Origin of the sequence: Aurantiacibacter flavus (assembly GCF_039710615.1) — a bacterium.
Classification (GTDB): Bacteria; Pseudomonadota; Alphaproteobacteria; order Sphingomonadales; family Sphingomonadaceae; genus Alteraurantiacibacter; species Alteraurantiacibacter flavus.
In genome coordinates this window covers 301,726-315,695 of sequence record NZ_JBDLBR010000002.1, presented here as the reverse complement: position 1 = coordinate 315,695, position 13,970 = coordinate 301,726, and the positions used below count along the sequence as shown (strand labels likewise).

General features: G+C 58.2%; 9 protein-coding genes. 1 reads left to right on the top strand and 8 read right to left on the bottom strand.

Annotated elements, in window-relative coordinates; all coding sequences use genetic code 11:
- Positions 1 to 88: 88 nt before the first annotated feature.
- Complete coding sequence (locus tag ABDJ38_RS06125) at positions 89 to 439, bottom strand: aldehyde dehydrogenase family protein (protein ID WP_346784197.1); 351 nt, start codon at positions 437 to 439, stop codon at positions 89 to 91.
- Positions 440 to 745: 306 nt separating this feature from the next.
- Between ABDJ38_RS06125 and ABDJ38_RS06120 the strand changes: the two genes are divergently transcribed.
- Positions 746 to 2,452 (top strand): amidohydrolase, encoded by a 1,707-nt coding sequence (locus ABDJ38_RS06120; protein WP_346784196.1) that lies wholly within the window; start codon positions 746 to 748, stop codon positions 2,450 to 2,452.
- 98 nt (positions 2,453 to 2,550) lie between these two features.
- Here ABDJ38_RS06120 and ABDJ38_RS06115 read toward each other — a convergent pair whose 3' ends face one another.
- The 7 genes from ABDJ38_RS06115 to ABDJ38_RS06085 form a co-directional block, all read right to left on the bottom strand.
- Complete coding sequence (locus ABDJ38_RS06115; protein ID WP_346784195.1) at positions 2,551 to 4,152, bottom strand: alpha/beta hydrolase domain-containing protein; 1,602 nt, start codon at positions 4,150 to 4,152, stop codon at positions 2,551 to 2,553.
- Positions 4,153 to 4,159: 7 nt separating this feature from the next.
- A complete protein-coding gene (locus ABDJ38_RS06110) occupies positions 4,160 to 6,511 on the bottom strand; it encodes a TonB-dependent receptor (RefSeq protein WP_346784194.1) in 2,352 nt (783 codons plus the stop codon).
- A gap of 255 nt (positions 6,512 to 6,766) precedes the next feature.
- A complete protein-coding gene (locus ABDJ38_RS06105) occupies positions 6,767 to 7,714 on the bottom strand; it encodes a helix-turn-helix domain-containing protein (RefSeq protein WP_346784193.1) in 948 nt (315 codons plus the stop codon).
- Between the two features lie 110 nt (positions 7,715 to 7,824).
- Positions 7,825 to 9,117: an MFS transporter gene (locus ABDJ38_RS06100; RefSeq protein WP_346784192.1), complete on the bottom strand. Its 1,293-nt coding sequence runs from the start codon at positions 9,115 to 9,117 to the stop codon at positions 7,825 to 7,827.
- Positions 9,102 to 10,196 (bottom strand): serine hydrolase domain-containing protein, encoded by a 1,095-nt coding sequence (locus ABDJ38_RS06095; protein WP_346784191.1) that lies wholly within the window; start codon positions 10,194 to 10,196, stop codon positions 9,102 to 9,104. The genes ABDJ38_RS06100 and ABDJ38_RS06095 overlap by 16 nt, the downstream gene beginning before the upstream one ends.
- Before the next feature lie 98 nt (positions 10,197 to 10,294).
- Positions 10,295 to 11,461 (bottom strand): serine hydrolase domain-containing protein, encoded by a 1,167-nt coding sequence (locus ABDJ38_RS06090; protein ID WP_346784190.1) that lies wholly within the window; start codon positions 11,459 to 11,461, stop codon positions 10,295 to 10,297.
- An 11-nt stretch (positions 11,462 to 11,472) separates the two neighbouring features.
- Positions 11,473 to 13,929, bottom strand: coding sequence for a TonB-dependent receptor (locus ABDJ38_RS06085; RefSeq protein WP_346784189.1), 2,457 nt, complete (start codon positions 13,927 to 13,929; stop codon positions 11,473 to 11,475).
- Positions 13,930 to 13,970: the final 41 nt, after the last annotated feature.

Here is a 13,970-nt window from a genome sequence, read left to right as displayed (position 1 = left end):
GAATTGAGCGAAGCTGGACGCGGTAGCCGTCGCGAAACCTAGCGGCTTTTCAGAGCCACCCCCACAGATTTCAGCTCGGTTTAGAGCTCTATCGCGCTCCAACCCATTTCCCGCCCCAGCCGGACTGACGGAAACCACCGAACGGAAGGGCAGGATCGAGACCCGGCCCGATCCGCAGACTCCGCGTATGATCGGAGAGGCTCTCCTCGACATAGAGTCGGCTGCCGACAGTGCAGGTCTGCCCCATGTTATAGAAAATGCCCGATGCGATGGCGGGAATGGCCACATTTAGATCGGCATCGGCGAACAGGATCATGGGGGACTTACCGCCCAGTTCCAGCGAAACCTTCTTGAGATTTCCTTTCGCAGCTTCCGCAATCTTCGCAGCGAGCAGGTGGCGGTTGCGCTGGAGCAAGGAGCGCAATGTCGAACGGCCCAAGGCTCTACCCGTAGCTGCTAGAAGCTTCGGGCTCAGACCACAACGCACGCCTCCCCGTTTACCCCGTGCGCTTCCTCCAGGAGCATTTCAATTTGGCTGCATTACCGCACTAAATTCGTCGGGAGCCAGGTGCATCAAGACCTCGCAAGCGCAGGCCTGCGCTTGCTGCAAAGCATACCACCAATGGCATTGTTGATTGGTCGGAGCGCCACGGATGGCCGGAAATGCCTAGCCTGCGGACGTGGGAGTGCGCAGTCTTGGAGCTGACGAGAAAGGACGTATCGGCAAATGATCAAGCGAATTCTCATGGCTTCGGCAACCCTCGTGGCAGTGCCGGCTTCGGCTCAGTTCTTCCCGGAAGAGGTGGATCACGGATCGGCTGCAGAGGCGGATCTCGTTCTCCTGAATGGCGAAGTCTACACGCCCAACGGTTGGATGCAGGCGGTGGCCGTGGACAACGGAGCAATCATCGCTACCGGGAGCGCCGAGGATGTTAGTGACTTCATTGGCGCTTCAACCGAAACCGTCGATCTGCAAGGCGCTGCGGTGTTTCCCGGCCTGCACGATCTCCACGTACATGCGATCGGCGGCGGACTGGAACAGCAAAGCTGCACATTTCGCTCGGGCGCCACTCCCGACGAAATCAGGACGTCAATTGCCGGTTGCGTTGCCGATGCCGAACCCGGAGAATGGATCCGCGGCGGCAACTGGATAGCCGCTGTGTTCGAGCCGGGCCAGCAGACGCGCGAATTTCTTGATGCCGTGGCTCCGGACAATCCGGTGATACTATCCGATGAATCGCACCATAGCCTGTGGGCAAACAGCGCGGCAATCGAAGCCGCTGGCGTCAACGCGCAAACACCCGATCCTGAAAGCGGCATCATCGACCGTGACGCTGCGGGACGCCCCACCGGCGTGTTCCGGGAAACCGCCACAGCCTTGGTGAGCGCGGCCATGCCGCCGACCAGCGAGGAAGCCATGCTAGAAGGGCTGCATTACGCAGCCGACCTGATGTCGTCCTTCGGCATCACCTCCTTCACCGATGCTGGTCTGACGAAAGGAAGTCTCGCGATCATGTCGGAGGCCTCAGCTTCAGGATTGATGAAGCAGCGAACGCGCGGCTGCATCCGTTGGGCAGGGTCGCCGCCAGATGCGCGTGCGCAAGCCGAAGCTCTGATCGCTATGCGCCCCTTGTACCGCACGGAACGCTTCGATCCCGATTGCGTGAAGATTGTGCTCGACGGTGTGCCGACCGAGAGCCACACCGCCGCCATGCTCGATCATTATGTGGGATCGGGCGAAAGCGGCATGACAATCGTCAGCGACGAGATTTTGTTTCCTGCCGTGACCGAGTTTGACCGGCAGGGCCTGCATGTAAAATTCCATGCGGCTGGCGATAGCGCTGTGCGGCAGGCGATCGACGCTGTTGCGGCAGCGCGTGCAGCCAATGGCTTTGGCGGCCCTGCGCACGATGTCGGACACAACAGCTTCGTCAGCCCCGAAGATATTGCGCGCGTGCCGCAACTGGCCATGGCTTGGGAGTTTTCTCCCTATATCTGGTACCCCTCCCCGATCACACGCGATATCGTCGCCGCCGTAGGCGAAGAACGTATGGAGCGCTGGATCCCGGTGGCCGATGCAATCGCAGCCGGCGGCCTCGCCGGTCCCGGATCGGATTGGTCCGTTGTGCCCTCGATCAATCCCTGGCTGGCGATAGAGACTTTGGTGACCCGGCAGGAGCCGGGCGGCAGCGAAGACACTCTGGGCGAAGGCCAGAAGATCTCTCTCGAACAAGCCATTGCCATGTTTACGTCAAATGCGGCGCAGATCATGGAACACCGCCAGTTGGTCGGCTCGATAGAGCCGGGCATGATGGCGGATTTGGTGGTGGTCGAGCGCAATCCCTTCAAAGTGCCGGAAAATGAGATTCACAACACCAAGGTCGTGATGACCTTCATAGAGGGCGAAAAGGTCTACGACGCAGCCTCGCCGCCACCATCGCTTTCCAACTGATCTTGCCGGGAGCCTTTGCTCCCGGCGATACACTGCCGCAGACCGTCGGCACGAAGCATGTCTATGCCTGCCCCTACGGTCTGCCGCACGTTGCTTGATCAGAACCCGTTTGCCGCCCTCTCCCTCGCTATCGCCTTCAGGCGCAGCGCGTCTTCTTCCAACAACCGTCGTTCGCCGACAAGTTGGTCGATCTGCTGGTCATATCGCTGGAGATAGTCCTGTGGGGACTGATAAAGCCGCGCGAGTTCTTCGGTCGGCAGATCGTCGCGAACCATGAAGACACTCGGATAGAGATTATCGGCACGGCAGCCGGGATATTGCGTCCCGTCGTAGCGGCCATAACGCGCCAGCGGCGCCTCGAATTCAGCGGCGCGTATGCCGCCTCTGGCATTTCCCACACCGTCGCGGACAAGGTCACCGTCCTGCTGCTCCAGGAAAACGCTTTCAGGCGGTGCAGTGCCGTCGACTACCCATTGCCTGAGAGCGTTCACTGCGCCGCGGACGAAGGCATCCTCCGGAATGTCGCTCGCGGGAAGATCGCATTGGTCGACGGAAACGGTCGACACCGTAGCGAATTGGTATCCATTGGCGGCAAGCTGCGCCATGATCGGGGGCTGCTTGCGCGCCAAGGTCGGGCCATAAAGGTTGTCGGTATGTACGACCCCGGCAAGCTCATACACCCGCCGCCCCTCCACTTCAGGACGAGCATAAGGCAGGGTGTTGTCAGCCAATTCAACTTCGCTCTCGGTCAGGAATTCGATGATTTTGGCGTCCGTTTCACGCGGGCGACGGCGCGGGCTGTCTATCGGCACGAAGGGCTCATCGTTATACAGCGGCAAGTACCCGGGCTCATTCAGTTCAGACGAGACACCAATCAGGTAGCCATCGAAGATCGGCCCGCCATCGGGAAGCCGCAGCTGCTCGTGAAAGCCCTCGTTGATGAAAGTTCTCTGAATGCTGCCGGTATAGGACCAGCCGCCCACGAGCATCGCCTCTATATCGAATTGCCTGAGCGGATTTTCGGCATCATCGCTGCGCAGCATTCGGGCGATATCGGCCATCATCTCATAGCGGATTCCTTCTTCGTCCGGCCACTCTAGCGGCTCATACCGCTCAGGATTGAACCATTTCAAAATCACGTTCGCTCCGGTCGGGCTCGCAGGAGGATCGTATTGCGGGCTTCCGGACCAGCCTTGGCTGGCGTCGCCGACATTGGCAAAGACATAGATGTCGCCACGCGACATCGCATAGTTGCGAAGCACCAGCCAATGCCCGTTCCACCCATGCGTTGGATGGGCAGGTTCGAAGTGAACCACCCCGCTGAACTCAGAAGGATCCGCTGGTCGACGTATGACAATCCGCGTCACATAAGGCAGTTTATTGGTGCGCTGCCGGGGGCCGTCTGGGGAGTGTTCATAGGCCGCGGCGCTGCCAGTAACGAAATACTCCTCTTCAATGTAGCCGAAGCTCTTGAGGTTGACGCCGACATTCGCGCCTTCCGCATCGGCTGGCCCGAACATCGGGTTGTCTTCACCGAACGGGATCGGGCCTTCCACCTCGCTTACCTGCGCATGAGCAGGCAATGCCACCGCAAGTGCAACTGCGGCGACCGACCACAAAGCGTTATCTCTTATCACTTTCATGTCCTCTTCCCCTCGCCGGCGCGGCATCTTTCGGCGCATCTGCGAATCCTTGTCCATGACAGCCTCAATGCCGGAAAGTCATGTTGAGCCCGATCGTCCTCGGTCGGGGCGCCTGCGCCCGGAACAGCTCCGAAGTGCGGGCCACTCTGAAATACTGGAGTGGCTTTTGATTGAAAACGTTGGTCGAAAAAAGACTGACGTCAAAACTGCCATCCTGCCATCCCAGCCGCAGATCGACGTTGGTCGATTCAGGAATGGGATCGACTAAGGGGTCGTAGCCGAAATCCTGTGAACTCCCTCGTGGGCTTTCAGCCAGATATTGCAGGTCGCCTCTGATGTAAGCATGCGATCCGGCCGAAAGGGGAATGTCGTACTGTGCCGACGCTGTCACCGAAAATGGCACAATCGGCAAATCTGACCCCTCGGAGCGCACGACCACAGGGGGCACGGAGTATACTGTTTCGTCGAAGTCGGCCTTTGTATAGCTGAGCGCAGTGCTCAAGGAGAGGCCATCCGTGACCTGCGCGGAGACAGCCAGATCGAAACCACGCGACGTGACGGAACCGAGATTGACAATGAACGCTTGGCCACAGGTCGGGAGAACAATGCGCTGCTGGATGTCATCCCAGTGGATCAAATATCCGCTCGCCTGGATATTGACGGCCCCAATCCGCTTTTTCGCACCGATCTCGTAAGACCACAGGCTGTCGGAACCATAACTGGTGGGCGTCCTTTCCAACCCCAGCGCATCGAGGTCTGGCACACAGCGTGGAGAATTGTTCTCCGGTTGAGAGGCGCCGGGCCGAAATCCCTTTGACGCTGAGGCGTAGAGCAAGAAAGTTGGATCTGCCTGATAGGATAGGCCGAACTTGGGCGTCAGCGGGGTTTCCTGCTGATCCACCTCGCGCCGGGTCGGCCCCCCGTTGAGAGGACCGTCCGCGACAATTTCTGCATCGTAGCTTGTATTCGACACCCGCAGCCCAGCTGTGAGTGTTAGCTTGTCAGTGATATTGTAATCTACCTGGGCAAACGCTGCGATCTGCTCATCGACAGCCTCTGTCGTAGCCGTGAGAAATCTGTCTCCCGGAAGCAGTGGACCACCGAAAATCTGGGCTATGGTTATATTGGGGTTGCCAGTGACTTGCTGAATAAGTCGCTCGACAAATGGGGAAACTATGTCCTGAGCCGATGTCTGCCGCGAATGCATGTAGAATGCACCCAGAACCCAGTTGAATGTTTCGTTTCTGCGAGATTGAAGCCGCACCTCTTGAGTGAACGACTTCTGCTCGTCGAAATGAACGGCAAATTCGTTCTGACCTGGAATCGTTATGTACGGAACAAGAGTGCTATTCTGTTCGGCGGACTGATAGGTGTAATCGAACAGTTGGTTGAGCTCGCTCGTAAAGTAAGCCGTGTTCGATATAAGCTCTACGCTCCCAAGTTCCACTTCGCTGGTCAGGCTGGCGAGAAAGAAGGTTTGATCGGACGGTAGCTCGAGCTGGTTAGGCGTGTTGTATTCAAGTTGATCAGGGTCTGAAGTGCGGCGAAAGAACTGGGTAATGTCGTCGCTCTCGACCTTCTGGTAGTAGACCGAAGGAAGGAAGCTGATCCCGGCCGCAGGTTCCCACAACAGGTCTGCTTTCAACGCGTAAGCGTGCTGGCTATTGATGTTCGTGTCGATCTTTCCGGGGTCAAACCCGCTTTCGGTCAAAGGGCCGACCCGGTCCACCCACCCGCCGTCATGCCTTAACCAGCCGCTGACACGGAAGGCCAGCGCGTCCTCGACGACAGGCGCCCCGCCTGCCAGACCAAGCTCGTAGTTCATCCCCCCACTCTGAATCACCGAGATTTCCGACCTGCCGTAGATCGAGGCAACACGCAGATCCGGTCGAGGAGTGATGAAGCGGATCGCGCCACCCTGCGAACTGGCGCCAAAGAGCGTGCCTTGCGGACCACGGAGAACCTCTATGCGCTCCAGATCGAAGATTCTGGGATAGGCCGTAGCAGCCGTGACCCCAATAGTGCGGACCTGAATAGGCGTATCGTTGATATAGATGCCGGTAGTCGACGCTCCGATGGTCGAACTGATGCCTCTGATGGCGATGTTCGTCTGGTTTCCGTTGCCGCCCGAAGATCTGTTGAAGGTCACTCCGGGAGATATCCTGGCAAGATCATCCACCTGCCGAACATTCTGCTTATCAAGCGACTCCGTGTCGAATGCAGAAATGCTGATCGGCACGCTGTTGATCGAACTGACCTGCCGCGTCGCAGTAACAACGATCTCGTCAGGGGCGCTGGCGCTTGCCGTTTGCTGCGTACCACTGCCCTGCTCTGTCTGCGCTAACGCCTGGCCCGGAAGCAAGACGGCGCCGCATAGCAGAGCGCAGCGGACGTTCCCGAAACCTGAGTTCCTCATGCCATACCTCTCCTTTTTTTCGCGGAATCAGGAATTGGATATCGCCTCCGAGTCGCCGCGCATGGCGGCAAGGCGAGATCTCGCGTCTCCTGTCCCACTTTCTATTTTACCCTTGGCAAGGGCCGAAACTGGCTACCGACTTGCCCGTGATATTGGGGCTGAGCTCGTCTGGAAGCTGAATGCTTTCAGTACATCCCTAAGGATGGCGATGCTTTATTCCTGCCGGACTATTGGCTTGATTGAGGTGGACGAACTTCAGTTTGCCTGACGATACTGCAGCGGCGTGACCAGATAGCGAGCCTTGAAAGCACGAGTAAAATGAGCGGGTTGGCTAAAGCCGTTGGCATGGCCAATATGTGCAATAGAGCGATCGCGATATCGCATATCTCTGAGGTCTTGGGCGGCCTGCTTCAGCCGACGTTGCCAAATCTGCGCCGCAACCGCCATTCCAGTGGCATCCACCATGAGTGAATCAAGGCGCCTGCGGCTGATGCGCTGGGCGGAAGCCACGTGTACCGCGCGCAGTTCGGGATCGTAGAAATGGGCTTCGATATACTGCAATGCCGCCGTAACCCGCCAATCGTTCGAACATTCCGCTTCCGGCTCCAGAACGCCTAGCAATTGGGCAAAGCTGGAAAGAACCACGCCGCGTTCATGTTCTGCGAGCTTTGGCATAACGGCCAATATCTCCGACAAACTGGAACGCACGAGGCTCGCACCGGGGTGCGCCGAGTCCCAGGTCATCGCCGTTTTGGGCAAAAGTCTGGGATAACGGCTCGCCACGGCGCTGCGCGGAAGGCGGAGGAAAAGGATCTCGCTGTCGCCCGGTCCGTCGATGGCAAAGGGTTCGGTTTCATCCAGCATGCTGATGCAGCCGCTTGGTACTTCGCAATTGCGCCCTTTTTGTATCAGTTTTGTGGTTCCAAGAACCTGTAGCATCACACTGATCTGTTCCACCTGCCCATGAGGCTTCGGGCAATATCGGACGAAGGCGGGGGAAGATTTGATCGAGCACACAGACCCGCAAGCGGTTTGCGTCAGTCGGACCTCTCCGTGACTGGCGTTCGAGATCGATTCAACCGACAGCCCGGGAAAGATTGTCTCAACCCGCCCTTTCCACGCGAGCGTGCGGGTGTGTGGAGCGAAATCGCTCAGGTCCAGAACACTTGATCCGTCGCACAGACCCGGCTTCGGAGACGGCATCGAGAGACTCCTTTACCATGGCGGGAGATTACCTTGAGGGCGAGGACGCGAAAGACTTGGCAATACTGGTCAATTGCTTTGCCATGTGCGCCTGCGGCTACGTGCGGTGGCTATTCCTGCCCCTCCCCGCTTGTTCTCCGTTTTGCTGGCGGCTCGGGCCTTGAGACCCTGAAGATGACCAGAGCGCCGATTAAGCAGATGGTCGCAAAAGCATAGAAGACCGTCTGGTAGCTTCCCGCCACATCGAACCATGAGCCGGCAAGGATGGGCGCGAGCGCACCCGCTATGGAAAGAATGGCATTCACCGTTCCATAGACCGCCGGGTAGATGACCCGACCGAACCAGTTGCCAATCGTCGTAATCATCGACACCATCGAGGTGGCACCCCCGCCGCCGATCAGCGCAACGGCCACAAGCAAGGTCGGAGCGCTTGTGGCCCATGAGAACAGGACGATTCCGGCAGCCTCGGCAATCAAGGCTATCGCCCAAATCAAGCGCGGACTGATCTTCTGGCCAACCCACCCGGCCAGCATCTGCCCGCTGAAACCGGCTGCAATCGCGACGGAAAAACACGTTGCCACCATGGATTGCGAAAACCCGAGATCACGGATGTGCAGCGCCCCGTGGCTGTTGAACGTGTGGTAGATCACGATGAAGCCGAAGCCAGCTATCAACACCGCCCACATGGCAGGATTGCAAAAGGCGGAGCGAAGAGTCCACTCGCTCTCCCAGGCGGCCGCGGCGATGTCCGGGGAGGCGTCGGCCTCACGGCCACCATCGGGAGTTTGCCCGACCTTTTCCGGATCGTCGATGACCAGGAAAACCGCCACGAAAATCGCCACTGCCGCTGCTGCGGCCACCACCATCCACCCTGCCCGCCAGCCGGTGCCTTCGGCCTCCACGACCAAGCGAATTATGTGCGGCGAAATGAGCCCGCCGACTGTCCCACCTGCCAGGAAGATCGCGATAGCCCAGCTACGGTGGCGAACGAACCAGCGCGTCACCGCGGTCTGCCCCGGAATGGCGCTGCCGAATGCGGCGGAGATACCGATCAGCTGAACCAATACCGGAAGCAGCAATGCCGACCCTGTCTGGAGGGTCGTGATCGCCAAGGCGGCGCCGAGCAGGACAATATTGCCGATCACGAGTGTCCAGCGAACACCTATCCGCGCGATGAAATAGGCACAGAAAGGCCCCGAAAGCCCCAGGGCCAGACTGTAGAAGGCAAATATCAGCCCCACCTGGCTGCGCGGCAACGCGAATTCTTCGGTAATATAGGGCGCAAGGTTCGTCAGCGTGATGAGCGGCAAGGCCTCGTTGAGGATCATTAGCAGCCACAGCGCTGCCAACACTCTCCAGCCCGAAAAAGGCCTTATGCGCTCCGAAGTCAGGTCGGCGACCATGCCGATGCCGCCAGCAAGAACGCGTGGGTCTCGTCCGCCGTCTCCTGATGTTCCGGCATGGTCCCCGGCGTATGGCTTAGTTTGACGAGGACGGTTCGGGTATCGGGATCGATGAATATCCACTGGCCACCGCCGCCGATGGCCGTGAAGGCGTTTGTGCCGTCAAGAGTCCAGAACTGATAGCCGTAATTGTAGCCCGGGTTCCATTCGCAGGTGTCGGAAGAGCCGGGTATGCCACAGGCCCGCGCATAGTCCTCGTCCATGATGCGATGACCATTGGCAACGCCGCCGTTCAGCATCATTTGCCCGGCCCGGGCATAATCGCGCGGTACGGCATTGAAGCCACCGCCTGTGAATTCGAATCCGACGTCCGGCGGCCCATCGAGCACGAAGAAGCCATAGCTCTCCATGCCGGCCGGCTTCCAGAGTTTCTCGCTCATAAACTCGCTGAAGGTCTTGCCCGAAACCCGAGCACACAGGAGGCTTATCAGCGACGATTCGAGCGTGTTGTAGTTGAACACTTCTCCCGGCTCATGCTTCTTCGTCGCGGTAAAAGTCGGTGTATAGAAGCGCTCGACATTCTGCATGAAGGCGGCATCCTGGATGTCGCGTGCCGGGCCCGGATCGTAAGGGTAATCGACCCAGTCCGTCCCGGAACGCATCTGGAGCACATGGCGGATCGCCATACCCTCGTACGCACTGCCCTCAAGCTCGGGAATATATCGATCGATCGGTTCCTCGATCGATTTTACCAAGCCTTCCTTCAAGGCCGCCCCGAGCATCATGGCGCTGAACGACTTACCCATGGAATAGGAAATCCAGTGCGTGTGGGGCTGGACCATGTTGAAATATTTTTCGTAAACGATTGCGCCATCCTTCAGGATGATCAGCGCGTCTGTGGCCGTATTCTCGTAGAAATCTGCCGCATTCCAGGTCTTGCCTGCATAGTCATAGGTGAAGTCCGGCTCGGTCAACGCATAGGGGAGTTCCCAGACGTCCTGCCCGGTTTCCACGCGACGCGTTTCGAAAACCAGTTCCACCGTGCGGTTTGTGAGAGTGGCAATGTCCGGATCGAACATCCGGCGTCGCAATTCCTGCAATGCAGGCGGAGCGGGCTGGTTCTTCTGTTCGCTTATTTCGACTTTTGAGAGATTGGGCATAGGGAAACCTTGCGTGTCTATCGGGGTTGCCAGGCGGAGGCTGCGAGCAGAAATGCCTGCGTCTCCTCCGCTGATGGCTTGAAATCGGGATAGGCCTGGGGCGCGTGGCTCATCTTCACGATCGCCGTATCGCTTTCGGGATCGGCATAAAGGAACTGGCCACCCGAACCGATGCTGGCAATCGCCTTGGTCCCGTCGATCGTCCAGGTCTGATACCCGTAATTGTGGCCCGGGTTCATCTCGAACGTTTCCGTCCCCCCTGGCCTCATCATGTCTTCTACCCACGCCTGCGGCAGGATCTGTTTGCCGTTCGCTTTTCCGCCTTGGGCAAGCATCAGCGCCACGCGCCCGTAATCACGCAGAACAGCATTGAAGGTTCCACCGGTGATTTCGCGTCCGCCCATTTCAGGGTCGCCATCAAGCACCCAGAACGCTTCAGCCTCCATTCCCGCAGGCTGCCAAAGCCTTCGCGAAAAGTAACCGTTCAACCGCTCGCCCAAAGCATTTTCCAGCAACGCGCCCATCAGCGAAGTCTCAAGGCTGCTGTAATTGAAAACTTTGCCCGGAGGATGCGCGCGGCGCAAGTTGCGGGCCGGCGCATGATAATGCGCGACGGTCCGAATGAAAGAGTTCTCGTGTGAATCCCGCGCTTCGCCAGGCTTGTAGGGGTAATCGTCCCATTCCATCCCGGTGCGGAACAGCAGCATATGCCGAAGCGTGGTTCCATCCCAGTCGGTGCCACGAAATTCCGGCAGATACTTGGTCATCTCGTCGTCAACCGATTGGATGGCGCCATCGGCAATGGCCAGCCCGACAAGCACCGCATTGAGAATCTTACCCATCGAGAAAGACAGCAGCCGGGTGTCTTCCCGCGCGAAGTTGGCATACTCCTCCATCGCCACGCGACCGTTCCGGATAACGATGAGCGCGTCGGTAAAGGTGTTCTCGATCACATCATGCGCCGGGTGCACTTCCCCATCGTATTCATATGTGAAATCAGCGGGCCCATCATATCGCGGCAACGTCCAGACATTATCACCGGCAGCTACTGGCGAGACGTTGAAGAGGTGCTCGATCGAGCGGTTGAGCAAGAGGTTGTTCTCGTCCTCGAAAACCGCCCGGCGGAGCCGTTGTATCTCTTCGGAAGCGGGGGCTGAAGCAGTGGGGGAGTTGGAAGGTTGCATGTTCACCTGCCTCAGAAGTTGCGCCGCAGCGATATGGACCACTCGCGCGGACGTCCCACGATCCCCGTAGACACGCCGTAGGCGGCAATGTTCTCGTTCAGGCCGATATAGTAGAACTTATCGAACAGGTTGGTCACCGCCGCAGACACGGTCCAGTTGCCGTTCCCGCTTTCATAAGAAAGGCGGGCGTTGAACAGACTGTAGCCGTCCACCAGATTGTCCGAGCTATTAACCGCATTGAAATAAAAGCTCGACTGATAGGTCCAATCAAGCCGCGGCGTGAGATATCCGCTGCCCAGAGCGGCTTCGTATTCCACACCGGCTGATAGCTGCCATTCGTTTACGAACGGGGCGACCATATCTTCGGTCACGCCGGTCAGCGGATCGACGTCCGTGTATTCAAAATCCAGATAACCAAGCGCGCCATTGAAGCGGAGCCCGGCAACGGGCTGCAAGACAGCTTCCAACTCAAGGCCTTTGACATCCGCATCGCCAGCATTTGCTGGCAAACCGCAAATCACGCTCGCGCTGAACGGACATTGCAGCAGCGCGATCTGAATATCCTGGAACTTGTTCAGGAAAGCGGCTCCATTCAAACGGAGCACACGTCCGCCAATATCGCTCTTGAAGCCAATTTCGTAGCTGGTCAGCGTTTCAGGACCGAACGGCACAACCTGATCCGCAACATAGGGACGCGGATTGACCCCACCGCCCTTAAAGCCCGTAGCGACCTGCGCATAGGTCATCAGCGCATCGCTCCAACGATAGTTCACGCCAATGCGATAATCGAGCCGATCATCGTCAAATACACCCACTTCGCCGTCCAGCCCCGCCACAAGGAAATTGGTGGTCAGTGGAATTCCGGAAGGAAGCGAACCGTCCGGATTGCGCCGGCTGAATTCGTAAGTCTTGCGATCATCGGTATAGCGAAGCCCGCCGATCAAAGTGAGATCGGGAGCCGGACGAACTTCGACGTGCGCGAAGAGAGACTTGCTCGTCGTCTCGACAGGATCGTTGCTCAGGAAGTCGAACAGCACACTTGGAATCTTGGTACGGTTCGCCAGGAGGTCGTCCGCTTCGTAGTAGAAACCGCCTACCGTCAAATCCGCCGCATCCCCGATTGCGGCCGAAATGCGCAATTCCTGCGTGAATTGCTTGTGCGAAAGATCGTAGGCCTGCGTCAGGATAGCAAGCGGCGAGCCGTCGATGTCGATACCGGCATAGCCGTCGGCTTCGCGATAGGCGGTGATCGACGTCAGGCTGATATTTTCTGACATCTCATAAACAATATTGGCCGAAACGCCGAAGCTGTTGGCTTCGCTGCGTGGCTCTGCATCGAAGGTTCCAGGCAGGACCTGGAGAGGAGTGCCGAAATTGGTCGTGTAGTTACCGCCGCTCGAATAATCGGCATAGGAAATGTAGCTTTCCGGACCAGTAATGAAGCGATCGTCGAACGGGACACCACCGGCCAGGTTATCGGCATCATAAGAGCGCACGCCGGGATTGCTTGCAAACAGCAGCTTCGTGGCTACGGATTCGGAAGTATCGCTGGCGATGTCAGCCGACAGGTTGATTTCGATTGGTGCGCCAGCAGGCGCATAGCGGACGTTCAGACGCAGCGCTTTTACATCCTGGCCGCCTTCGGTGCCCATTTCACACCCATTGCCCGCCGCAGGGCTCGGCGCGATACCCGAGCCAGGGTTGGCACACCCGTAATCAAGCAAGGTCATGTAGCCGTCGGCGCGCTTCATTAGGCCCGAAACCCGCGCATAGAGCCCTTCGGCCAGCGTTATCGAGCCAGCAGCGCGCAGCTCCATCCGGTCATATGCGCCATATGTAGCTTCGACGTAGCCATTGTCATTGCCATCAGGCTTTTGCGTAATCAGGCGAACCGCCCCGCCCAGCGAGTTCTTGCCTGTGAGAGTGCCCTGCGGGCCGCGTAATACCTCGACACGCTCAAGATCGCTTAGATCGAAAACGGCACCGAAGGTCGTCCCGTAATAGACATCGTCGACATAGACTCCGACTCCCGGCTCGAGCGCGAAATTCGAGTCAAACTGGCCCACACCGCGGATAAAGGCGATCAGCGAATTTCCGACCAGCGAAGATGACTGGGAAAGTTTCACATTGGGAGTGAAGTTACCAATATCCGCGACCGTTTCCTGGCCTCGGGATTCAAGCAAGTCAGCGCTCATCGCCGTGATTGCGATCGGGGTATCTTGCAACGCCTGCTCACGGAACTGCGCGGTGACGACGATTTGGTCTTCGCTTTCAGCCCGCCCGACCGAGCTGTCGGATGTCTGTGCTGAAACCTCACCCGCTGCGAGCACTGATGTGGTCGCCAGGAGCAGGGTGACGGCTTTCTGGATCGGTCTGTTCATCATCATCTCCCAAGCAATCTTTTTATATATCGCCTGATATGCATTATGAGACAAAAAACGCGAGAGTCTAGAGGGAAAATTCGCCATTAACATATCACATGTTACATGTGCTGGCGGCAGCCCCCCGT

What these genes read in the sequence shown, in the direction of transcription:
- ABDJ38_RS06120 (WP_346784196.1), top strand. Translation starts at nt 746, where the DNA reads ATGGCTTCGGCAACCCTCGTGGCAGTGCCGGCTTCGGCTCAGTTCTTC.
- ABDJ38_RS06115 (WP_346784195.1), bottom strand. Translation starts at nt 4,152, where the DNA reads ATGGACAAGGATTCGCAGATGCGCCGAAAGATGCCGCGCCGGCGAGGG.
- ABDJ38_RS06110 (WP_346784194.1), bottom strand. Translation starts at nt 6,511, where the DNA reads ATGAGGAACTCAGGTTTCGGGAACGTCCGCTGCGCTCTGCTATGCGGC.
- ABDJ38_RS06105 (WP_346784193.1), bottom strand. Translation starts at nt 7,714, where the DNA reads ATGCCGTCTCCGAAGCCGGGTCTGTGCGACGGATCAAGTGTTCTGGAC.
- ABDJ38_RS06100 (WP_346784192.1), bottom strand. Translation starts at nt 9,117, where the DNA reads ATGGTCGCCGACCTGACTTCGGAGCGCATAAGGCCTTTTTCGGGCTGG.
- ABDJ38_RS06095 (WP_346784191.1), bottom strand. Translation starts at nt 10,196, where the DNA reads ATGTTCGATCCGGACATTGCCACTCTCACAAACCGCACGGTGGAACTG.
- ABDJ38_RS06090 (WP_346784190.1), bottom strand. Translation starts at nt 11,461, where the DNA reads ATGCAACCTTCCAACTCCCCCACTGCTTCAGCCCCCGCTTCCGAAGAG.
- ABDJ38_RS06085 (WP_346784189.1), bottom strand. Translation starts at nt 13,929, where the DNA reads ATGGCGAATTTTCCCTCTAGACTCTCGCGTTTTTTGTCTCATAATGCA.